This is a genomic window from Paenibacillus nanchangensis (assembly GCF_046543445.1).
Taxonomy (GTDB): Bacteria; Bacillota; Bacilli; order Paenibacillales; family Paenibacillaceae; genus Paenibacillus_AQ; species Paenibacillus_AQ nanchangensis.
The window spans coordinates 91,664-113,192 of the sequence record NZ_JBHOFD010000007.1 but is presented as its reverse complement, the minus strand read 5'-3'; the positions used below and the strand labels follow the sequence as shown (position 1 = coordinate 113,192).

The following is a 21,529-nucleotide window of genomic DNA, read 5'->3' as shown; positions in this document are numbered from 1 at the left end:
CAATTCCAGATATATACCCTCTATCTAAACCCAATATCCCATATGGCTGCCCCTATTGAGAACGGAGTTCTATTCCCGGCAAATCATCAACTTATTCCCGTCCGGATCTTTTACAACAAACCAATGATTATGCTCTATTCCGGTTACAAGTTCCGCACCGGTCTTCTTCATATAATCCAATGAGCCTTCTAGATCTTCTGTTAAAAGCATTATTGCAGGAACCTCAATGGAAGGAGCCCCGCCGGGTTGATCCCCGCCCCACTTAGGCATCGTATCAAGAATGATTCCGGTTCCCTCCATTGGCAAAGGGCACAAGTGGCCGCTCATGATCTCGCAGTCGTTTTCATCCAGCCCCAAAACCCTGCAGTACCAGCTGCGTGACCTCTTAATATCACTTACCGGGATAAAAATGCTCCCGATTTTGTTTTTGATCGGGCTTGCTTGAAAATTGCTTTCGTTAGCCTGTGGTGGTTTGCTCATGATTTCGCCCCCATAAATTTACTTTTAATGTTTTCAGAATCACTGAAATTATCGCAAAACTATGGGTACACGTTTACACAGCAACAGATTGGTTATATAACCTGTCTGTCGTATTAGGGCGCCAAATCAGTTTTTTACGGATGCCACTTCATAAGTTATAATTTCACTTCCGAGAACTGGAGATTCTTTATTTTCTCCTCCTGAACCTGGTTCCGGACGTTTGTGTGCCGATTTAAAAGCATCACTATTTCTCCAGGCTGTAAAGGATTCAGTATTCTCCCAATACATATTTACATTTAGCTCATCGTATTCAGTTACGTTCTGTGTCAACCATACTTCTACTTTTACAAAACCCTCAAAAGTGTCCAGCGGACCTGGTGCTGTAAATCTCGGCGCCATTGCTGCGCCCATTCCCTTTTTCACTTTAATTCTGTTCGTGACAACGATCATCTGTACCATCTCCCTAATTTTCGGATATATTTATGGCTCACAAAATTAAGAGATACTATTAAATCTTAATAGATGGACTCCAGTTCCGCTAGCATTAATTTGCCGTCTTCCATCCGATACATCTTGTCGCAGTAGGTAAGCAGCCGCTCATCGTGTGTGACCATGATGGCCGCTTTGCGGCGTGTTCTCACCTCATGGGCAATCAAGGAAACAACTTCATGGGCGCGCTTGGTATCCAGGCTTGCTGTAGGTTCATCTGCTAATATGACACTGGGATCATTAATTAACGCGCGGGCAATAGCGATACGCTGCTTCTCTCCCCCAGACAGCTCCTCCGGGTAGCTCTTCAGCTTTTTACCTAGACCCAATTCCTCTAGTAATTTTACAGCAAAAGCTTTGTCTGCTGCACGAACCGTACCCGACATCCGCTTTACGACAAGCAACTGATCAAGAACATTCAGGTATGGAACCAAATTGGAGGCCTGCATGATGAAGCCAATCTCATGCAATCGGATATCGGATAGTTGCCTGTCTGACAGCTTCGATAAGTCCTTCCCATTTAAAAGAACTTCTCCCGAAGAAACTCTAAGCAGTGCGCCCGCAACAGATAAGAAGGTGCTTTTGCCCGAACCGGACGGTCCCACCACTGCGACGAACTCCCCGGGATCCACTTTTATGGACGCTCGGTCTAATGCCACGATACGATTTAATCCTTCATTGTAATATTTAGAAACTTCTGTTATTTGCAAACCCTTAGTCATTATTCCACCCTCCCAAGTGCCCTAAGCGGATCAATTTTTGAAATTGTGCGAACAGATACCAACGAGCTAAGTAGTGAGATTACCAGCAAAACAAGGGAATATATAATCACCAGCTTCGTATCTAGCATGAACGGCATGCCTTTGGGCATGATTGCCGCTGTCCCATAGGTCAATAAGGTGCCAACGGCAATGCTTGAGAGCGATAAGACGAACACCTGTGAGACTACGGCTTTGCTTAAGAATCCATTTTTAGCCCCGATTGCTTTCATAATCCCGAACTGGTTGGACTTCTGCATGGTGAATACATAGAAGAACACGCCAATAACGAATGCAGAAATCGCTAGCAGGAATGCAAGCATCATCGTGATTGTGCCATTCTCTTCTTTGTAGCCGGGCATTCCCTGAACCGCTTCGGCACGAGTAGCCGTATCGGTACCTGAAAGCTGTTCATCTATGATATTCGGATCAATATCTTTACCTTGGAGCATAATCGCGTTGACGGGCTCCGTGACTCCCTTATCGGAGCCCGGTGCCGCAAACGCAAGCTTGCGCCATTCTTCAATAGGTGTAAATACAGCGGATACGTGATTATACGTCTGATTCTTGACAAAGCCGACAATCGTCAACGATTCTGCCGAACCATCTAACTGGAAGGTGTCCCCAAGCTTAAATCCTTCGTCTTTCATCGTTTCATTGACGATAACGTTCGTCATTTGACTGGAAGTCAGCCCCGTACCTTCTGTAACGGCCGGCTCAAGGAAGCTCCCCGGATTAATTCCAATAATCGCTATATCTACTTTGTCCTCATTCAACTTAGAGCTCCCTTTGATGGCCGATGCCATAATGGTTCCCATAGGTGAAGTTGCACTTACATTCGGAATTTCTGCTAATTTAGCTGACAAATCATTAGACAATAAAGACTTGCTCATTGAAGCCTTCGATCCTTGTTCGAAAACCACATAATCAGCCTTCATGGTCTTAAACGTCGAAGCCGCAAGCGTAGATAACCCATTACCTAAACCTGACAATATAAATACCAACCAAGAAATAAGCACAAAGATGATAGCAATCATCAAAAACCTTGTCTTGCTATGTCTTAATTCCTTCAATGCTAAAAACATAGGCTACTCCTCTCCTCAATCATTTTATTTGACACCTGTGTCGAATTGATCATTTCTCGACTAGCACAGGTTCATTATAGGCCTTAATCGACACGAGTGTCAAATATATATGTGCTCTCTATCTCCGTCCTACCCCTCCTAGCCACATTTGGTACAATAGCTTACTCCACTGAGGTGTAGGAATGTTCATCATATTGGGAGTATCAATCAGGTTAAAAAAGACACCTATTATGGCGGGAAGTGGGATGCTCGTATTTAAGTGCCCCTCTTCTTGGGCATGAGCAAACAATCGCTCCAGTTGATTTTTCAAAGTCACATGCGCCTGTTCAATAAATTCAAGATCATTGGCCGCTGCCGCAGAATTATCCTTGTTTATTTTGTTTGCATACCCAAGCAATTGATGGAAACTGGCTTCCTCCAGATATACATCCAGCAGTTGTTGAAGGGCTTTCATGCAATCCGTTTCATCAATAGCCGACGCTTTCTGCAGCACATTCTCCATGGATCGCTTCATACATGCAGCAACAATTTCCTCTTTATTGGCATAGTATTGGTAAATTGTACTTCTTGCCCCGACCAGGCTTTTCGATAACAATTTAAGCTGAAACCCCTCATAACCGTATTCCAGCAGCACTCTCTTGGTTTGATCAAGCAACTCCGATTTTGTAAAAACCTGCTTTCTTCCCATATTAATCACCGTCCCTAATTGCTATCCATAGCTTCATTGTAACAAAAACTTCGCCCTGCTAATCTCCTTTAAATATAGGAAATAATATCACAATCAGAAACGGTTTAGCTCGCTCAGCACCGTAGCCTCCAGCGGCCCTAACAGCTTTTGGAGGCCGATCCGCTCCAGTTCTTCTTCATAAAGATCTGTATATTTCAGCTGCAATTTTTTCTCCGGAGGAAACATGCCGCAGTAATGAATAATCCGGTACAGGCCATACATCTTTATCGGCACAAAACCGGACCTGTCCAACACCTGGAGTCCTTCGTCCAGCAGATTCTCCGCTTCGCGCCATGCCTCACGCCGCAGCATCCACAGTCCCTTAACCACCTTGTAACTGCCGGTCTCCCGCAAAAAAGGCTTGACGGACAATATCTTGGCTTCAATGGCTTCCGCCATCTTCTCCAGCTTGCAATCCTCCGCCCCTGCGACCAGATGCACAAACAGCTCCGAAATCGCCGTCTGCGGGATGAAATATTCATAATTAGGGTCGGCGATTACGGTATGACTTAACTTCAAACGTTCCAGTGCTTTATCCGGCTCTCCCGCCAGCGCATACCAATCAAGAATGTTGAGAATCTCCAGTTCCCTATGCTGCGCTGGAGACAATAGTTTTTTCTCTAGTACCCGCTCGCAGATGGCCAGCTTCTGTTTCGGGTTGCCCGTGAGAATATAAAACACCAACAGGGAATAAAAGCGTTCGCTTAGCCGAACCTCGTCCGTGTTCAGCAGCCATGCCAGATCTCCTTGTACAAATCGGATATAGACGGAATAAAACGGATCCAACGCATAGCCAAGCACATCCTGTTGGCGTGCAAGGGTCAGCATTGAACGGCCTTGGCCGTATTGGTGGTACTTTTCGAATATATCCCGCATCGTCTCATTTAGCTCCGGATCCCTGACCGTGGGGTTCGCTTCCGCTACGTTGTTGGCACGGTGAACAGCCAGGCTATAGCCAAGTCCACGGACCGTCTTGATTTCCAAGCCTGCGAAAGAATCCAGCTTCTTGCGAAGCCTGTATATATGGTCATCCACTGTTCGCTCAACCGGATATTCCAGCGGCCATACCTTATCCAGCAGCTGTTCCCGGCTGAATATACGGCCTTTATTTCGATAAAGAAATTGCAAAAGAGCGAACTCCTTGGGCAGCAGCTCTACCGTTAAACCTTCGGCAGTTACTTTATATTCGCTTGCGTGTAATTCTAGGTGCATGCATTAAACCTCTGCTTTCCTACAAAAACTTCAAGTTCATGAATTCAGTATACCAGCCGGCTTCAAGAGATAAAGCAGAAATTACGGGAACAACAAAATGTGTTAATTAACATATTTTTCCCTTACAATTGATACACTGGACGCTGGTGCTGAATTATTTTTATTGGAAACGTGGGATGTCGATATGAAACAAAAAATATTATCTTTCATGGATTGGGGCCTGTTTGCCCTTCGTTCGTATCACTATATTTTGCTGGCGTCTCGTCTATTGGAAAAAAGTGAGTTTTCGATCCTGACGGTAGTGAATATCATTTGGCTAACTCTGGCGCTTGTCGTCCCTATGCTGTTCTGGTTCCCTGGACGTAGAAATAACAAGACTTGGTTCTGCATACTGGAGCTGCTGCTTGGCGGTTCTTATTATGTGAATTCTGCCATCCATCCGGATCTCACTTCAAGGGCGGACTATTTGCTGCTCAGTCTTATCATGGGATACTTAATGACGAAGAAGACAATCTGGGTTATTCCTGTCGTGGCTTTGATACCTTTTCTATCGCAGACGTACTTGCATTTGCCTTGGGAGCAGGCGTTCAGCTTCGCATCAGACAATGTGCTGTTCTGCTTCATCGGCATATGGGTCAGCTCCATAGCCAAAGCCTATGAAGAGAAAAATAAACTGGCACTAGAAGTGGAGCGGCAAAATAAACTGCTAACCCTCTACTCTGCGGAAATCGAGACCATGACGCTTCAAGAAGAGCGCAACCGTATGTCGAAGGAGCTTCATGATACATTGGGGCACTCCTTTATCGCACTTATAATGAGCCTTGATGCTTCAATTGCCCTTTTGGACCGGAAGCCTGAAGAGGTCAAAGGCCGTTTGATCCGCTTAAGGGCACTCGCTGAACAAAATTTGGACGACATGCGGAACATTGTTCATGAAATGGGAGAAGAAGATGGGGCGAGTCTTACACAGCAGGTAGAGAACCTTGTCCACCGTTTCCAAGAGCACACGGGAACTGTACTCACCGTCAATCTGCTGGGGACAGAGCCCAGGGTACATTTTGAAGTGCGGCAAACGGTCCTCCGTGTCATTCAGGAAGCTTTTACGAATGCGCTAAAACATGGAAAGGCGTCTCAATTGTATTTGGAGCTGGAGTTTGCCGTGGACATGCTGCAATTAATTGTTCGAAATAACGGAATACCGATTAAAAAAATGGATTATGGTTTTGGCCTGACCACGATGAAGCATCGAATTGAGCGATTGGGAGGCAGCTTGTCCGTGAATTCTAGGGAAGAAATTGAGGCGATTACCGAAGTCAGATGTGAAATTCCGCTGAAGGGAGTGCTGCTGCATGTCGAACATTAAGGTGCTGATTGCTGATGATCAAGAATTGATCCTGGAAAGCTTACATATCGTGCTGTCCATGGAGGAAGATATCGAAATAGCTGCGTTGGCGAAAAATGGGGAGGAGGCCGTGCATGGATGCGAGCAGTTTCAGCCCGACATTGTGCTGATGGATATCAACATGCCTGTCATGGACGGCGTGGCTGCAACGGCCCTGATTAAGAAGCGATTCCCTGACATCAAAATTATTATGCTGACCTCTTATAGGGAAGTGGAGTATGTGCTTGCGGCGTTAAGTCATGGCGCAGAAGGTTATCTGCTCAAGGCCATCCACCCCAAGGATCTTGCTGCAGGTATACGCGTGGTTCATGCGGGAGGCACCTTAATAACACAAGAGATGGCGGGAAAAATGATTAAAAGCATGAGCATGAACCAGTCCTCAGCCGTAAAAAGTAATGAATACGGGCTCAGTGCCCGTGAACTTGAAGTGCTGCATAAGCTGGCTTCCGGCCTGCGCAATCAAGACATTGCTGAGGCGCTTTTTCTTAGTGAGGGGACAGTTAAAAATTACATCTCAACGATTTATTCGAAGCTTCATGTCAAGGGAAGGCGGGAAGCTGCCCGCATAGCCCGAGATTCGGGCATATTGGATCACAAGTAACCATGTCATGACCAAAGCGCACTATGCCTTTATGACTTTTTCAGCATAAACTCATAACTACCAAACGTTATAGGAGCTGATGAAAGACATGAAGAAAATAAGGTCCAACAGCATAGAGAAGCTGCTTCGCCTTCCAATAATCTGGATGCTTGTGGGTGCGGCCGCTATCATTCTTGTACAGGGATTATTCCTTGTGCTGACCGAGCGAGTAGAAGGGGCTGGTTCCCTATTCTTAACACTCCTGTTGGGCTTAGCAGCCATCCTGGTATATAAGCTTATTATGAAATATGTGGCTCAGCGGCCCATTCCAGAGCTATCCGGCCAGCACGCAGGGGTGGAAGCAGGCCTTGGCATAATCACGGGAGCAATTTTTATCGCAGTATCTACGCTTATTATCGTTATGCTCGGCGGCTATTCCTTTCAATGGGCGGGTGCTGCAGATCCGGGTTCAATTCTCATGACATCCATTGAAACATCGCTGAGCGCAGCCATCGTCGAAGAACTGGTCTTTCGTGGACTGATGCTTCAAGCTATACAGAAATTAGGGGGCAGCTGGATTGCACTCGCAATAACCTCGCTTACCTTTGGAGTCTTTCATCTTGGCAATCCTGGAGCAACCCTATGGAGCGCGCTTGCCATCACCCTAGAAGCAGGGGTTCTGCTCGGAGCTGCATTCTTGTGGCGGCGCAATTTGTGGTTCGCCATGGGGCTGCATTTTGCTTGGAATGCACTTGAAGGTTTACTTGGCATTCCTGTGTCCGGACACCCTGCGGCCGGGTTGTTTACTGTGAAGACAAACGGCGCAGCATTGCTCACTGGGGGAGATTTTGGCCTGGAAGGCTCTATTGTTACGGTGGTCCTAGGGCTTGTGATTGCCATTCCGATGCTAATCGGCGCTGCACGGAAACGGCCATGATTTGTTTCTCTCTCACGAAATGGTTAATAAAATTTCCGCTACCTGACTCTCAAAATTGGAGTCGTCAATCGTATCTAGATGTTCCGGCTTAATCATTTGATACTGTTTCATCTTATAATATTCGATTATTGCTTGCTTCAACGTAAGATCATACCAGTGAATACTGAAAGTTGGTTCCATAAAGCGCCGCAGTGTGGCGTCATCTTGAATCAAGGGCAGCACGGGGTTCATTCTGTTGAATACCTTCCGGTCCATCCCGGTTTCAAAAAAAGCCTGTAGATTCTTATTTCGATTTTGTTGGGCCATGACAAGCTTATCATAAAGCGCCGGGTAGAATTCCTTGAGGTCTTGCAGGAACAGGTCAGATATATAAACAACGCACAGCAGCGACTGCAGGAATGTTTTTTGGAAGCGGTCTGCATAAGAGAGGGAATCATCGTTTACAACGAGATCCGCCTGCTGCAAGTACTGAACTTCATATTCGACAACCTGCTCGATGATATCCTCTTTGGATGAAAAGTGTTTATATAGCGTCACTTTACTAATATCCATATATTTTGCGATATCGTCTATTCTCAATTGGCTGAACTTTGTTTTTCGAACGATCGGTTTGATTTTATTCAAATAGTGACTTGCGCTCATCGGTTTTCTCATGACTTAAGCCCCCTTTGATGCTTATTCCAATAGTATAGCAAAATCAAAATTACCACAAACTCAATTAACCAAACTTAATAAATTAACTAATTCAGTTAATTTAGTTTACTTTGCTAATCGCTTGCTGTATAATCTGTCTTGTACCTAATCATGCCATTGAGGGGAAAGGATGAATATTATGCGTGTATTTGTAACGGGTGCAACAGGGTTCATCGGTTCTGCCGTCGTACGCGAACTTCTCGAGGGGGGGCATCAGGTTGTTGGACTCGCCCGCTCCGATAAGTCCGCCGAGGCGTTGACGGCAGCTGGCGCCGAAGCGCACCACGGCGACCTCGATGACCTTGACAGCCTGCGAGAAGGCGCTGGGTCAGCGGACGGCGTCATTCACTTGGCTTTCAAACACGACTTCGCCAGCTTTGAGGCAGCCGCAGCAGCCGACAGTCTGGCGATCGAAGCCATGGGATCGGTGCTCAAGGGTACGGGGAAACCTTTCGTGGCCACCTCAGGCACGTTGATGCTCATACCAGGAATCCTGGGGACGGAAGAACAGGCATCGACGCAATCTACGCCGCGGCGCTCCGAGGAGACAGCGCTTGCGTTGGCTAGTCACGGGGTGCGATCATAGATCGTCCGCCTTGCGCCTTCTGTACATGGTAAGGGGGAGCAGGGCTTCGTTCCGACCCTCATCAAGATCGCGCGCCAAAAAGGGGTTTCGGCCTATGTGGGAGATGGACTCATCCGATGGCCGGCAGTACATCAATTGGATGCAGCCCGTCTCTTCAGACTGGTGCTTGAAAAAGGCGAGATGGGAGCTATCTATCACGGGGTCGCCGATGAGGGAGTGCCCTTCCGGGATATTGCCAGCGTTATCGGGCGTCACCTGAACTTGCCGGTGGCCAGCATCACCCGTGAAGAGGCAGACGTTCACTTCGGATGGCTCTCCTTCGCCGCTTCCACTGATAATCCAGCGTCAAGCGCGCTGACAAGGGAACGCTTAGGATGGCAACCGGTCCACCCTGGCCTGATCCCAGACCTTGAGCAGGGCCACTACTTCAACAATTTGAAATAACTTCGCAATCGATTTACAGTTAGGGACTTAGATTTCCATATGAAAAAAACTCGCTGCGATAACAGCGAGTTTCTTTACTTGTGATACGGCTCACCGTAACACCTTTATAGCGAGTTCGAAATGGACTCAATCGGATGCCTTTTGCAAAAGCTAGTCTCTATGTAATATCAGGCTTTCTCACTCTTCCAGGACCATTTGCTTCAACTGAATGACCGGACTTCTCAGCTCCTGTTCTTGTTCCAGATAGGCGCACAGCGCCTGAATGAGCGATCTCTTGGGCTGAGTCTGAGAGATCTCCGTTCCCAGCAATTGAACAATCTCTTGCAGCTCTCTCCGCCGAGCGAGCCCGCTGGGCCAAGACTCAAGCAAAGCGGTCACTCTGCCGAACAATTCTTCGATCATTTTTTCTTTTTCGTTATTCCAATCCTTTGAGTCTGAATGAATAAACTTTGTGAAGGCGGTTTGTCCAAGCAGCCCCTTCGAGCCTGACCTAGACATATGTTCGACTAGCGCATCCATTTTATCGACGATGAACCAAGCTGTATCCTCTATCGATAGCAGCTTCACCTCGAAGATGATGCGCTGCAGATAGTCCTTCAGGATCGCGCGGTAAATAAAAATCAGATCCCATAAAAACGGTTCGATTCTCTCCCCATAAACTTCAAGCAGCCAATATCTATGCCACTCCATCATACGGGCGCGGACATGATTCCGTAGTGAACGGAAAGTTGCGTATTGCGTAATAGGAAGATCTATGAAGTCAACCATAATGTGACTGTATTCAATAAAATACTGAAAGCGAAATACGATTTGATTGACGAGCCGCTCCTTGGGAGTGCCCGTCCCGGTTTGTTTCAGGTGCTCGGCCCGGTCAAAATAAACCGTTTGGCACTCGTCGAAAACCGCGCACAATAAGTCCTCTTTGGACGGAAAATATTTGTACACCGAGCCCTTTGCAATGGAACAGTCCTGAGCAATTTCCTGGATTGAGGTCCCCAGAAACCCTTTTTCTTTAAACATCTTAGAAGCCGAACGAATAATATCCTGTTTGGTTACACTCATCCTCATGTATCCCCCGCTTGACAACTTTAAACTCATAGTACAAAATTATGAACATAGAGTCAATTGACCTGTATTTCAAAATATTAAACTTTAGGTCAAAGCGGGAGCAAACTCGATTTCTTAGTAGGAGTGTGATTGATCTTGGAAGAACTTTTGTTTCAATTTCCTAAGACGGCATTAATCGTAATCGACTTGCAAAATTGGCTTGGAACCCAGTATGCCCCTTACTCGGCAGAGCAAGTCGTCACCCGCGCCGCCACTATGGTTCAAGCATTTCGTGAGGCAGGCGCATTTGTTGGGCTTGTTCGCGTATCCACGAAAGACTTTAAAGATATGCCTCGTCCGTTGCTGGATCAGGCCCCTCCAACCCTCAATCTGGTGCCTGGATGGGATGAAATTGTGCCCGAGATCGGAGTCACTGACACCGATCATTTAATTACCAAGCGCCAATGGGGAGCATTTTACGGAACGGACTTGGATCTGCAGTTGCGCCGGCGCGGCATCACGACAATCGTGCTTTGCGGCATTGCTTCTGGTATCGGCGTAGATACCACTGCGCGTGAAGCCTTCGCCCATGGGTATCAGGTTGTTTTTGCAGCAGATGCCATGACCGGCTTCAGCGTGGAGGAACATGAACACGTAATTAAGGCCATCTTCCCGCGTATTGGCAGAATCCGCTCTACCGAAGACATTCTTGCTTGCGCCGCGCTTCAATCTTAATCCGAGCATCTATATAATTGGAGCGGTAAAAATCTATTAAGAAAGGCTGCGACAGGCAACTTACTCCTAACCTGTCACAGCCCTCTCACCCATGTAGGGCGTAGTTTTTCTACTTTTCATCACCTAATTTCGTCCTACTTAAGGTTAGTTCACCGTAACACCCTTATAGCGAAATCGAAAGGGACTCAATCGGATGCCTTTTGCTTACCAAAAGGTAGGAGCAGGTGGTTCGGCTATTTTCATACGGAGTAAACTATAAGGCTTCTGCCGCAAGTCCTTTCCATAATGAAATCTTGGCTGCCGGTGTAATTGGTTTACGATGAAATATAAGCATTGATCTGGACCAATCGAAAAAGTGTCCGGCCATAAAATTCTCGGATCATGTGCGATGGTTTCGATTATTCCATTCGGCGATATCTTTCGAATACTATTGTTTTCATAGTCTCCAGCGTAAACATTTCCCTTTGCATCGGTGATCATTCCATCTGAAGCGCCTTTTTCTCCCCAATACTTCACGTAATACTGTAAATTCATATCTGGTATCGTTCGGTCTCTTAGAGCTTCCGTTGAAATCGAGTACAGTTGACGACTGGAGAGAGGACAAAAATACAATATCTTGCCGTCCGGGGAAATCGCTATACCATCGGATGCCAATCTAAAGGGTGAAGTAGATCCGTCATTGTTTCGATTCATCAGGATTTTACCTTCAACTTTCGGCAGGAAAGAGAGATCAGGCGAAGTTGAATTTGCCCCATTTAACCGTCTCCAGGCATAACCGGTGTCTAAATCAACGACAATAATCGCTCCTGGTCCTCGGGATGACGAATCCGTTATATAAGCATAACCTGCTTTACCAACACGAAAATCAACTCGGACATCATTCAGATAAGTGGTTGGCAGGACAACATCTTCCGTAAATGTATATACCCTTCTTATGGTATTGGAATTTAAATCAACAGCGACTAACTTCGCCCCCCCTTTGATGGGCTCTGAGAAATTAGGAGCACCTGTATCCAATATCCAAAGCGTACCCTTTCCATCAGCAAACACACTTTGGACACTAATGAGGGACGTTGTGATATTCGATGGGCTTACTACATTAGCGTCTAGACTAGGATAAGGCTGTAATGTATCGTAAACGATTTCAGCTACCGTAAATTTAACATCGTCTCCCCATTTCGGGAAGCAAATGAAAATACGCCCAGTTTCAGAAACAGCAACGCCTGTAGGCATGGCTCCGCAAAATAAAAAAACCGCCTCAAACTTACCGAAATACTGTTCACTAGGTAATATCACTGGTATAAAATCCTCCTCAATAGGTTCGAACTGCTATCACCTATTTATATGACTCCATGTGGTTCAATTGCCTGCATAATAAAAAAATTAACGGACCTTAGAAAGCAGAAAAGCCTTCAAAACCACAATTAAAGTGGATTTAAAGGCTCCTTTTTGATAAGGCAAAAGCTTAATTCACGTGTAACCGAAAAGAAGGACTATCCTCTCCATGCCTATCAGCTGTAAAACCGTTTTATTGCTGGTCCGGCAGACGTAATGCATTTGCTGAAGTTTGCGCTTGATCCAAGAACTCTTCCGCCCGGGTCAATTGCTGCCGGGCTGCCTCCAAAGCTTGTGCATTTGTTGCCGCATTCGATTCACTTATTGTGTTTATCGCCTGATTTAAAGCATTTTGTACCTCAGAAACCGCGTTAGATGCATGCTGCTCCAGCGTATTACCGCTCGAGTTGAGTGTGCCTTCTGCCGGTTTTTTTGCATTTTTGGTGGCTAGATCAATTTTGTTTTTATTGGGCAAGGTGGGTCCTCCATTCTTGAACATCCATCAATAACTTATACAGAAAAAGTATGCGTTAAGATTTTGTATATATGCTTACGCCCAGATGGGAATATACGGCTCCGGAAATTCGGGTTCTTTAGAATAAGACCCGGTGAAGCCGGAAAATTTAACGTTAATGAAAAAGGAGGGAATGACTTCTCAATGAATCCGCAGACGCTCGCACCGCACGAATCGATGGAACTCCATGAAGCATTAAACTTTAAAACACTCTGCCTGGCTAAGTCAAAACTTATGCAAGGTTTGGTCTTTGACCAAGAGCTAAAAGCGTTAATGCAGAAGGACGTAATTCAATCCACACAACAGATTGCCGAGCTGCAAGCAATTTACGCACGAGCTCCTTTCCAAGCGCCTGTTCCGAATAGCCCCACACCTATAACACATTAAAGGGGAATGCAAATGAACACTGATTATCTAGACCCGATTAATTCATTAAATATGCCGGAAATGGCAGATATGACTTTTGCAATGGACTTCCTTCTTCGTGCCAAGGAGGGTGTGCGAAATTTGTCCGTCGCCCTGACGGAAACGGCTTCTCCCGATGTAAGAGCAATGTTGCGCAACCATCTTATGCAGGGGATTGCACTGCACCAAGAAATCACGGATCTGATGATCCGCAAAAAATGGTTCCATCCTTATGAGCTGAACGAGCAGTACCAACTCGATCAGCTTTCCGCGAAAAACACAGTGATGATCGGACAGATGAATTTGTTTCCGGATGATACGTCGCGTAAAGGGATGTTTGATCGAACCCCAGATGAACATAACGGAGGACATAATGCATGAAGGCGGTAACGTATCAAGGGATTAAAAATGTGGTAGTCAAAGAGGTACCGGATCCGAAGATTGAGAAGCCGGACGATATGATCGTAAAAATCACCAGTACCGCCATATGTGGTTCTGACCTTCACCTTATTCACGGGATGATCCCTAACCTTCAGGAGAATTATGTCATAGGGCATGAACCGATGGGGATCGTAGAAGAAGTAGGCCCCGGCGTGACAAAGCTAAAGAAAGGCGACCGTGTGATCATTCCCTTCAACATCGCTTGCGGGGAATGCTTTTATTGCAAAAATCAGCTGGAAAGCCAATGTGACAAGTCAAACGAACACGGGGATATGGGCGCCTTTTTCGGCTACTCGGGAACGACCGGCGGATACCCTGGCGGACAAGCCGAATATTTACGGGTTCCTTTTGCTAATTTCACCCATTTCAAGATTCCCGAAAACTGCGAACAACCGGACGAAAAGCTAAGCTTAATCGCCGATGCCATGACGACGGCATTCTGGAGCGTAGATAACGCCGGAGTAAAGAATGGAGATACAGTCATCGTACTCGGCTGCGGCCCGGTTGGTCTTCTGGCCCAGAAATTCTGCTGGCTGAAAGGAGCAAAACGCGTCATCGCCGTCGACTATGTCGATTACCGCTTACAGCATGCAAAGCGAACGAACAATGTGGAAATCGTAAACTTTGAAAAGGATAGCAACATTGGCAACAAACTCAAGGAAATGACCAAAGGCGGCGCCGATGTCGTGATTGATGCGGTAGGAATGGATGGCAAGATGAGTGATCTCGAATTTCTTGCCAGCGGTTTGAAACTGCAAGGCGGCACTATGAGCGCATTTATCATTGCGTCTCAGGCTGTCCGCAAAGGCGGAACCATTCAAGTAACCGGGGTATACGGCGGACGCTATAACGGATTCCCGCTCGGTGACATCATGCAGCGCAATGTGAATATTCGTTCCGGACAAGCTCCGGTCATTCATTATATGCCGTATATGTACGAGTTGGTTACATCGGGGAAAGTGGACCCTGGGGACATCGTTACGCATGTCATTCCGCTCAGCGAGGCGAAACGCGGTTATGAAGCGTTCGATACGAAAACGGATCAGTGCATTAAAGTTGTCTTAAAGCCCTGAATTTAAGTGAATAAATGGGAGGAAACTTCAAATGAATTCCAATTACGCCTTGCATGAGATGCTAGAAGTTCATGAAATGGCCGCGTTCAAGACCGTTTGTATGACCAAATCGAAAACTATGCAAGCGTTGGTAACCGACCCGGAGCTCAAACAAATTCTGCAGCAAGACGTACAATTATCACAGCAGCAGCTTCAGGAGCTCGGTGGAGTGCTGTCTAAAGTAACCTCATAGGAGAGAATAAAACATGAATACAATACTTGAACACCTCTTAGGAGTTAATACGCTGACCGACGACGTGATCGCAATGGATTTTTTGATGAATGCCAAGAGCGGAGTCAGAAACTGCGCCATGGCCGTTACGGAATGTGCCACCCCTGAAATTAAGCAAATTTTGATGAAACAGCTCAACGAGGCTATAGACTCCCATGAAAAAATAACAAACTACATGATGCAGCGGGGCCTATACCATCCCTACCATGTTCCAGAGCAAGTTCAGCTCGATCTGAAAAATATTCAGACCGCTATGAGCATTTTGTCCTGACACAGCTCTTTCACCTTAACCTCTCAACCGGCAAGAAAAGCCTGTCCCGCTTTTATTGGGGACAGGCTTTTTCGGCTTATTTAACCCACTCTGTCATATTCCTTTTTAGCTAGAAGCAGTCCTCCGGTTATACCTGTGTCGTCGCCTAATGCAGGTAAACTTACATACTTATCTATCGGCGGGATTTCCACATAGTTGGCGATACGTTCGACCAGCTCTTTCTTCACCTTTGAGAGAAGCTGCCCGCTTTTCATAACACCGCCGCCTAAAATAATGATGTCAGGGCTTAATACGACGGTATAGGCATATAGAGCCTGGGCCAAATAATGAGCCAAAAAGCTCCATACTTCATGATTCGGATCGATTTCATTCCCTTTTTGCTGTAATCTTGCTTCAATCGTTGGTCCTGCCGCCATCCCTTCCAAACAGTTATGGTGAAATGGACATAACCCCTGAAACCCGTCCTCCGGGTGAGACTCGACCTTGATGTGCCCCATTTCAGGATGGCTGAATCCCTCCAGAATCTTCCCGTCGACGACTGCACCGCCGCCGATTCCTGTGCCAACGGTCAAATAAAGAACGCTTTTTAGTCCTGCGCCTGCTCCTTTCGCCGCTTCGCTTAGAGCCGCTGCATTGACATCGGTTGACCATCCGATAGGAATGTTATACCGGCTTTTCATTGCGCCAACAAAATTATAATGAGCCCATGACCGTTTTGGTGTATTTTTAATATAGCCGTAAGTTGGGGAATTCGGGTTGACATCAATGGGGCCAAAGGAACCGATCCCGATTGCCTTTAGATGATAGGAATCAAAAAATTCGAATACTTGATTCATCGTTTCATCCGGTGTTGTCGTAGGAAACGTCACTCTTTTGACGATTTGACCGACCTCATCCCCCACGGCGCAGACAAACTTTGTTCCCCCTGCTTCGATCGAACCAAACAATATAACCCGCTCCTTGTGTTACGTACTATTTTAGTATAGTTGCAAGACCTTGCTTGGAATCGATATTTTTCTCCATCGTATCCGCTTGTGCTTCCCAATTGCCGAATTGCCCATAAGCCGAATAAATCGTTGACCCCGTGGGTAGTTCGGGATGCTCGTTTTCACCATTCGTGCCCCAGTTGACCCATCCGGAATCATTACGCTGCACGATTTGGTAGCGGGACACTACATTGCTCGTATACCATACCATGGCATAACCAGTCTCTTCATTTAACTCGGCTGTTTTATTAGCGCTCATCGGAAAGATAGTTTGTTCCGGAGCGCTGTTTACATCAACCAATCGGTCGAACAATACCTTCTCATTTCTTTCACTTTGATGTACTTGTGCGTGAGACTCCGGAATAATGGTAGAGATATGGTGTTTGATCTCCTCCGCACTCAAAATTCCTTCTTTTACACAGAACAGCCTCCAGAAATAATCCCAGGAAACTTTATTAATATCCTCTCCGATATTATCCTTATATTTTTTAATGTTCGGATTATTTTGTTCGTCGGCATGCTCCAGCAGCTCATGAACGCCCTCAGATAAAATATTAGCGTATAAATCGCCTTCTCTGTAATAAGTTCCGCCATAGGAAGCAAAGGACGTAAAGACCCGATCTCCCTTGCCGCTCTCAAATTCATCGCCTACCGTAATTTTGTTTATGACAGGAATACCGTCTACCGTGGTTGAAAAATCGTCTACCTCATATTTTCTTCTAAACCATGGAGAATTGTAGAAGAACTCCCACGTAATCGCAAATTTTTTCCCCTTCAGATTCTCATCGAGCCCATCCGGCACGATGCCTTTAAACAGATATCTGCAATACAACGGGCCTTCCTCTTCAACGATACAGTCTACCGTAGTATGCTCAGGGGGATTGATCAGCCCATTTTTTGGTGTGAAGAACGGTCCATAGAATCCGCCAATCGCATTGGAATAGTCCTTAATCAGATTTTTTCCTTCCGCTTTGGCTTCAAAATATCGGATCCCCCATTTGCCGTAAGAGGTTCCGTCCGCAGTCCCGGAGCAAAGCTCCAAAATGTAGTAACCGGTGTCTAATCTTCTAAACCCGTCGTCTTGGGTGACTTCCAGCTTCTCGATGCCTTTAAACGCCTTCTCAACCGCAGCAGGCTGTTCATCCGCATACAGCCAGTAAGAGGTAACCAACTTGTCCATATCCACTACATATACAATCGAAGCTTCTTGAATGTAGTCCCCTTCCGCCCTAACATCAATTAACTGAAAAGGAATGGCATTATCTGCATCGTCATATAAGACAAGGCTATCCTTATGAACGCGGTCATCCGTAAAATTCAATTTCGTGATGACAGGTTCCCGTTTCCTTGGCAGATGATCCGGGTTATTCAGCATAATCTGATATTTATATTTGAAGTTTTGCTTGTTGTTGTCCACAGATAAACCTCTTTTCATTTTGTATTCAATCTCTGGGTGGATTCGTCTTACTGTTTAGCGGCTTTAAAAGAAAAGCTTAGTTTTTTTCCTTTTTGTGCATCAACCAAAATGGCAATCAGAATAATTAAGCCTTTGACAACGAGCTGCCAGAAAGAGCTTACTCCCAGCAGGTTTAGACCATTACTGATCACACCAATTACCATGGCGCCAAAAATCGTTCCGCTAATTCTGCCTCGGCCGCCAGCCATGGAAACTCCGCCTAATACACAGGCCGCAATAGCATCCATTTCATATCCAGCCCCAACAGAAGGCTGGCCGGAGTACATTCTTGCAGAGAGGACGATTCCAGCAAAGGCTGCAAGCAAACCGGTAATCGTATAGACACCTATCTCCACTTTTTTAATAGGTACGCCGGAAAGACGTGCAGCTTCTCTATTCCCGCCGATCGCGTAAATATAGGTTCCGAATTTTGTCTTCATTAATAAGGTAGAAAAGATAAACACTAAGATAAACATATACAGGACCGGCAGCGGAAGAAAGCCAAAGAGCTGTCCTGTTCCAATCGAGGTATAGGCTGCATCTCTAATCCTTACGGATTGACCGCCGCTGTATAAATACGCAACCCCCTGCGCGATATTCATTGTAGCTAATGTAACTATGAAAGCAGGCAGCTTAAATTGGGTTACTATACACCCGTTAACGAATCCGATAGCCGCACCGATTACTAGGCCGATTAAGATGGCCAGATAAACAGGCAATCCTGTTGTAACAATTAACCCTACCGTTAAGGTTCCCGACAATGCAACGATGGCCCCGACGGAAAGATCAATCCCTGAAAGAATAATCACCAATGTCATTCCGAGAGCCAAAAAGACGTTAATCGAGATCTGTCTCAAAACAGCGATTAAATTGTCCTGGGTTAAAAACACCGACGAAGTTAATGATAACGTGATAAACAAAAGCAATAATACAGTAATAATCCCAATATTCCCTCTAATCACCGACATGATGGGGTTGTTTACTCTCTCCGTTTTTTGAGTCATGCTATATTATCCTCCTGTTGCATAGCGCATAATATTTTCTTGAGTTAGTTCGGACTGGGCTAACTGAGCGGTTAATTTTCCTTCTCGCATGACACAAACAGAATCACACATATTGATGATTTCAGGAAGCTCAGAGGAGACCAAAATAATAGCCAGCCCCTGTTTAGCAAGCTCGTTGATAATGGAATAAATTTCGGATTTTGCGCCTACGTCAACGCCCCTTGTCGGCTCATCAAGAATTAAGAGCTTCGGATTGGTAGCTAACCATTTAGCTAATACCACCTTTTGCTGATTTCCTCCGGATAAACTGGACACTTCCGCATCAGGCGAAGCCGTTTTTATGTTTAAACTCTTTATATAAGCGCTGATTAATGCGCTTCTTTTTTCCTCACTAACAATCAGTTTATTTTTCATAAGGTGTTTCAGCTCGGACAGCGTCATATTAAAACCAACGGAATTCATTAGTACAAGGCCTTGATCCTTGCGATCCTCCGGAACCAGTGCAATCCCTTTTTCAATGGCATCACTGCAGCTTTTAATTTTCAGCTCTTCCCCGTTCAGAAAAACAGATCCGTGATCATAACCATAAGCGCCAAATATAGCAAGCATGAGCTCGCTTCTTCCCGCACCCATCAGACCGGAGAAGCCAAGAATTTCACCTTTGTGTACGGAAAAACTAATATCTTCAAAAATATTCTGTTTTGACAAATGGTCGACTTTCAACACGACCTCATCTTGCCGGGAATAGGTCCTTGTATAAAAGTTTTTTAACTCTCTGCCAACCATCATCGCCACGAGTTCATCAGGGCTGCTGTTTTTTGTAGTCACGGTTCCAACATAGGTCCCGTCTCTAATGATGGTAATTCGATCGGTTATGGTAAACAATTCTTCAAACTTATGCGAAATGTAAATCATACTCACGCCATTTTGTCTTAACCGTTCCATCGTTACAAAGAGGTGTTTGACCTCTTCATCCGATAATGAGGACGTAGGTTCATCCATTACTAAAATTTTTACATTAAAAGAAATCGCCTTTACGATTTCTACTAGCTGCTGGTGAGCTACCGACAACTCGCCGACTAACGTGTTCACATCAAGGTTTAGTCCCAATTCCTTCACCATTTCTTGGGCCTCAGCATTCATTTGCTTTCTATCGACCAATCCCAACTTCGTCACAGGCTCTCTTCCCAAAAAAATGTTCTCTGCAACGCTCAGATAAGGTACAAGAACGATTTCCTGGTGAATGACGCCAATACCATGGGCTTGGGCATCGTGAACGCCCTTGATCTGCACCGCTTCTCCATTGATTACAATTTCGCCGCGATCGGGTTGATGAATCCCGCCCAAAACTTTGATTAATGTGGATTTACCCGCACCATTTTCGCCTAGCAAAGCGTGAATTTCTCCTGATTTAAGCTCGAAGTCGATTCCGTTCAAAGCATGTGTTTGTCCAAAGCTTTTAGCAATCGAATGCATTTCCAGGACGTTTTCAACCAATGAGGTTCACCTCCGAAAGTAAAAAAAATGTAGAATGCAAGATAAACCTGAATTCTACAAGAATAAAACTATAAGAATTTAAAGGCCTTATCCTTAAATTACTGCCACTCGCCAGCTGTTTCTTCAGCCATTTCTTTGGTTACTACGTGGGAAGGCAGCAGCATTTCTTTCTCAATTTCTTTTCCGTCTATCAAATCAAGAGCAGCCTGGAAAGATTTTTCGGCGATTTGAATAGGTACCTGAGCCGCTACCGATTTAAGGGATCCATCCACTATCGCAGCTTTTCCGTCTGGTGATGCATCAATGGAGTACACGCCAATGTTTTTACCGCTTGCTTCTACAGCTGCAGCTGCACCCAGTGCGGAAGGGTCATTGATGGCAAAAATGGCCGCTAAATTAGGGTTGGCTTGAATAATGTCTTCGGCGATGGGCAGCGAAGCATCCAATGCGGCTTTACCGTCTTGCTGTGCCACAATATTAAATTTGGATTTACTATCCCCTAAGCCTTCCATGAAGCCGGCGACACGTTGAACACAGCTTTCATTGGATGGGAAGTCCAGAATCGCAATTTCTCCGCCGTCTGGAAAGTCCTTTACCATTTGCTCTCCCATCAATTTACCTGCCATAAAAGCATCGGTAGCGATTACACTCTTAACTAATTCCTGGTCGTCTTTGATTACCGCGGTATCTACGTTAAATACCGGAATATTTTTATCATTTAACTGTTCTAATCCCTGGCGGATTCCTGCAGAGTCAACTGGAATGACGAACACCGCATCAAACCCTTGGTTTGCAGCGTCAGACATTTGATTCATTTGTTTGTTCAAATCATAATCCGGATCCAACATGGTGAATTCCACGCCTTTTTCTTTAGCCAGTCTTTCGTAGGTTTTTGTCATCGCTGTCTGGAACGTATTATTTTGCGTGTTTGGCAGGAAAGCAAAGCTTAATTTACCGTCTCCTTTTGAGGCATTGCTGGCATTGCTGGCATTTCCGGTATTTGTTCCGTTGTTAGCGCTGCCACATGCGGTAAGACTTAATGCCAAAACTGTCACTGAAAGTGCTTTTAGAAAATTTTTCACTCTTATAGCCCCCTATAAT

Annotated in this window: 24 protein-coding genes and 1 pseudogene; 10 read left to right on the top strand and 15 right to left on the bottom strand. The window is 45.6% G+C overall.

What is annotated here, in order from left to right:
• Positions 1 to 69: 69 nt before the first annotated feature.
• The 6 genes from ACE6ED_RS07285 to ACE6ED_RS07260 form a co-directional block, all read right to left on the bottom strand.
• Complete coding sequence (locus ACE6ED_RS07285; RefSeq protein WP_410826439.1) at positions 70 to 480, bottom strand: VOC family protein; 411 nt, start codon at positions 478 to 480, stop codon at positions 70 to 72.
• 126 nt (positions 481 to 606) lie between these two features.
• Positions 607 to 930 carry a heme oxygenase gene (locus tag ACE6ED_RS07280; protein WP_410826438.1) on the bottom strand — a complete coding sequence of 108 codons (324 nt, stop codon included), beginning with the start codon at positions 928 to 930 and terminating at the stop codon, positions 607 to 609.
• A gap of 65 nt (positions 931 to 995) precedes the next feature.
• Positions 996 to 1,691, bottom strand: coding sequence for an ABC transporter ATP-binding protein (locus ACE6ED_RS07275; protein WP_410826437.1), 696 nt, complete (start codon positions 1,689 to 1,691; stop codon positions 996 to 998).
• Entirely contained in the window at positions 1,691 to 2,812 is a 1,122-nt protein-coding gene (locus ACE6ED_RS07270; protein ID WP_410826436.1) for an ABC transporter permease, read from the bottom strand. The genes ACE6ED_RS07275 and ACE6ED_RS07270 overlap by 1 nt, the downstream gene beginning before the upstream one ends.
• A gap of 118 nt (positions 2,813 to 2,930) precedes the next feature.
• The gene (locus ACE6ED_RS07265; RefSeq protein WP_410826435.1) at positions 2,931 to 3,500 is read right to left on the bottom strand and encodes a TetR/AcrR family transcriptional regulator; all 570 of its coding nucleotides are present in this window, start codon (positions 3,498 to 3,500) and stop codon (positions 2,931 to 2,933) included.
• Between the two features lie 93 nt (positions 3,501 to 3,593).
• Complete coding sequence (locus ACE6ED_RS07260) at positions 3,594 to 4,751, bottom strand: winged helix-turn-helix domain-containing protein (protein WP_410826434.1); 1,158 nt, start codon at positions 4,749 to 4,751, stop codon at positions 3,594 to 3,596.
• A gap of 184 nt (positions 4,752 to 4,935) precedes the next feature.
• Between ACE6ED_RS07260 and ACE6ED_RS07255 the strand changes: the two genes are divergently transcribed.
• The 3 genes from ACE6ED_RS07255 (at position 4,936) to ACE6ED_RS07245 (ending at position 7,670) form a co-directional block, all read left to right on the top strand.
• On the top strand, positions 4,936 to 6,114 hold the full coding sequence (locus ACE6ED_RS07255; RefSeq protein WP_410826433.1) for a sensor histidine kinase: 1,179 nt from the start codon (positions 4,936 to 4,938) through the stop codon (positions 6,112 to 6,114).
• Positions 6,101 to 6,754, top strand: coding sequence for a response regulator (locus tag ACE6ED_RS07250; RefSeq protein WP_410826432.1), 654 nt, complete (start codon positions 6,101 to 6,103; stop codon positions 6,752 to 6,754). Before ACE6ED_RS07255 ends, ACE6ED_RS07250 begins: the two co-directional genes overlap by 14 nt.
• A 79-nt stretch (positions 6,755 to 6,833) precedes the next feature.
• On the top strand, positions 6,834 to 7,670 hold the full coding sequence (locus ACE6ED_RS07245; RefSeq protein ID WP_410826431.1) for a CPBP family intramembrane glutamic endopeptidase: 837 nt from the start codon (positions 6,834 to 6,836) through the stop codon (positions 7,668 to 7,670).
• Positions 7,671 to 7,682: 12 nt separating this feature from the next.
• On the opposite strand, the gene ACE6ED_RS07240 is transcribed toward ACE6ED_RS07245, so the two are convergent.
• The gene (locus tag ACE6ED_RS07240; RefSeq protein ID WP_410826430.1) at positions 7,683 to 8,324 is read right to left on the bottom strand and encodes a TetR/AcrR family transcriptional regulator; all 642 of its coding nucleotides are present in this window, start codon (positions 8,322 to 8,324) and stop codon (positions 7,683 to 7,685) included.
• A gap of 178 nt (positions 8,325 to 8,502) precedes the next feature.
• Between ACE6ED_RS07240 and ACE6ED_RS07235 the strand changes: the two are divergent.
• A pseudogene (locus tag ACE6ED_RS07235) lies at positions 8,503 to 9,393 on the top strand (SDR family oxidoreductase).
• 177 nt (positions 9,394 to 9,570) lie between these two features.
• Here the strand turns inward: ACE6ED_RS07235 and ACE6ED_RS07230 are convergent.
• Positions 9,571 to 10,455 carry a TetR/AcrR family transcriptional regulator gene (locus tag ACE6ED_RS07230; protein WP_410826429.1) on the bottom strand — a complete coding sequence of 295 codons (885 nt, stop codon included), beginning with the start codon at positions 10,453 to 10,455 and terminating at the stop codon, positions 9,571 to 9,573.
• Between the two features lie 141 nt (positions 10,456 to 10,596).
• Here ACE6ED_RS07230 and ACE6ED_RS07225 point away from each other — a divergent pair, with 141 nt between their 5' ends.
• Positions 10,597 to 11,175 (top strand): isochorismatase family protein, encoded by a 579-nt coding sequence (locus ACE6ED_RS07225; RefSeq protein ID WP_410826428.1) that lies wholly within the window; start codon positions 10,597 to 10,599, stop codon positions 11,173 to 11,175.
• Between the two features lie 204 nt (positions 11,176 to 11,379).
• Here ACE6ED_RS07225 and ACE6ED_RS07220 read toward each other — a convergent pair whose 3' ends face one another.
• Both ACE6ED_RS07220 and ACE6ED_RS07215 read right to left on the bottom strand, forming a co-directional pair.
• Positions 11,380 to 12,471: an L-dopachrome tautomerase-related protein gene (locus tag ACE6ED_RS07220; protein ID WP_410826427.1), complete on the bottom strand. Its 1,092-nt coding sequence runs from the start codon at positions 12,469 to 12,471 to the stop codon at positions 11,380 to 11,382.
• Between the two features lie 232 nt (positions 12,472 to 12,703).
• On the bottom strand, positions 12,704 to 12,985 hold the full coding sequence (locus tag ACE6ED_RS07215) for a hypothetical protein (protein ID WP_410826426.1): 282 nt from the start codon (positions 12,983 to 12,985) through the stop codon (positions 12,704 to 12,706).
• 183 nt (positions 12,986 to 13,168) lie between these two features.
• On the opposite strand from ACE6ED_RS07215, the gene ACE6ED_RS07210 reads away from it, so the two are divergent.
• From ACE6ED_RS07210 to ACE6ED_RS07190, 5 genes are read left to right on the top strand one after another with little or no spacing between them, the layout of a single operon-like run.
• Complete coding sequence (locus ACE6ED_RS07210) at positions 13,169 to 13,411, top strand: spore gernimation protein GerQ (RefSeq protein ID WP_410826425.1); 243 nt, start codon at positions 13,169 to 13,171, stop codon at positions 13,409 to 13,411.
• Between the two features lie 12 nt (positions 13,412 to 13,423).
• Entirely contained in the window at positions 13,424 to 13,810 is a 387-nt protein-coding gene (locus tag ACE6ED_RS07205) for a spore coat protein (protein WP_410826424.1), read from the top strand.
• Positions 13,807 to 14,943, top strand: coding sequence for a zinc-dependent alcohol dehydrogenase (locus ACE6ED_RS07200; RefSeq protein WP_410826423.1), 1,137 nt, complete (start codon positions 13,807 to 13,809; stop codon positions 14,941 to 14,943). Before ACE6ED_RS07205 ends, ACE6ED_RS07200 begins: the two co-directional genes overlap by 4 nt.
• Positions 14,944 to 14,974: 31 nt before the next feature.
• Positions 14,975 to 15,175 carry a hypothetical protein gene (locus ACE6ED_RS07195; protein WP_410826422.1) on the top strand — a complete coding sequence of 67 codons (201 nt, stop codon included), beginning with the start codon at positions 14,975 to 14,977 and terminating at the stop codon, positions 15,173 to 15,175.
• Positions 15,176 to 15,188: 13 nt separating this feature from the next.
• The gene (locus ACE6ED_RS07190; protein WP_410826421.1) at positions 15,189 to 15,485 is read left to right on the top strand and encodes a spore coat protein; all 297 of its coding nucleotides are present in this window, start codon (positions 15,189 to 15,191) and stop codon (positions 15,483 to 15,485) included.
• A gap of 80 nt (positions 15,486 to 15,565) precedes the next feature.
• Here the strand turns inward: ACE6ED_RS07190 and ACE6ED_RS07185 are convergent, their stop codons facing one another.
• From ACE6ED_RS07185 to ACE6ED_RS07165, 5 genes are all read right to left on the bottom strand, one after another.
• Positions 15,566 to 16,435, bottom strand: a complete 870-nt coding sequence (locus ACE6ED_RS07185; RefSeq protein ID WP_410826530.1) for an ROK family protein — start codon at positions 16,433 to 16,435, stop codon at positions 15,566 to 15,568.
• 22 nt (positions 16,436 to 16,457) lie between these two features.
• Positions 16,458 to 17,888 (bottom strand): hypothetical protein, encoded by a 1,431-nt coding sequence (locus ACE6ED_RS07180; RefSeq protein ID WP_410826420.1) that lies wholly within the window; start codon positions 17,886 to 17,888, stop codon positions 16,458 to 16,460.
• A 47-nt stretch (positions 17,889 to 17,935) separates the two neighbouring features.
• Entirely contained in the window at positions 17,936 to 18,931 is a 996-nt protein-coding gene (locus tag ACE6ED_RS07175) for an ABC transporter permease (RefSeq protein WP_410826419.1), read from the bottom strand.
• A 6-nt stretch (positions 18,932 to 18,937) separates the two neighbouring features.
• Entirely contained in the window at positions 18,938 to 20,407 is a 1,470-nt protein-coding gene (locus tag ACE6ED_RS07170; protein ID WP_458782621.1) for a sugar ABC transporter ATP-binding protein, read from the bottom strand.
• A 119-nt stretch (positions 20,408 to 20,526) separates the two neighbouring features.
• On the bottom strand, positions 20,527 to 21,510 hold the full coding sequence (locus tag ACE6ED_RS07165; protein ID WP_410826417.1) for a sugar ABC transporter substrate-binding protein: 984 nt from the start codon (positions 21,508 to 21,510) through the stop codon (positions 20,527 to 20,529).
• Between the last annotated feature and the right edge of the window lie 19 nt (positions 21,511 to 21,529).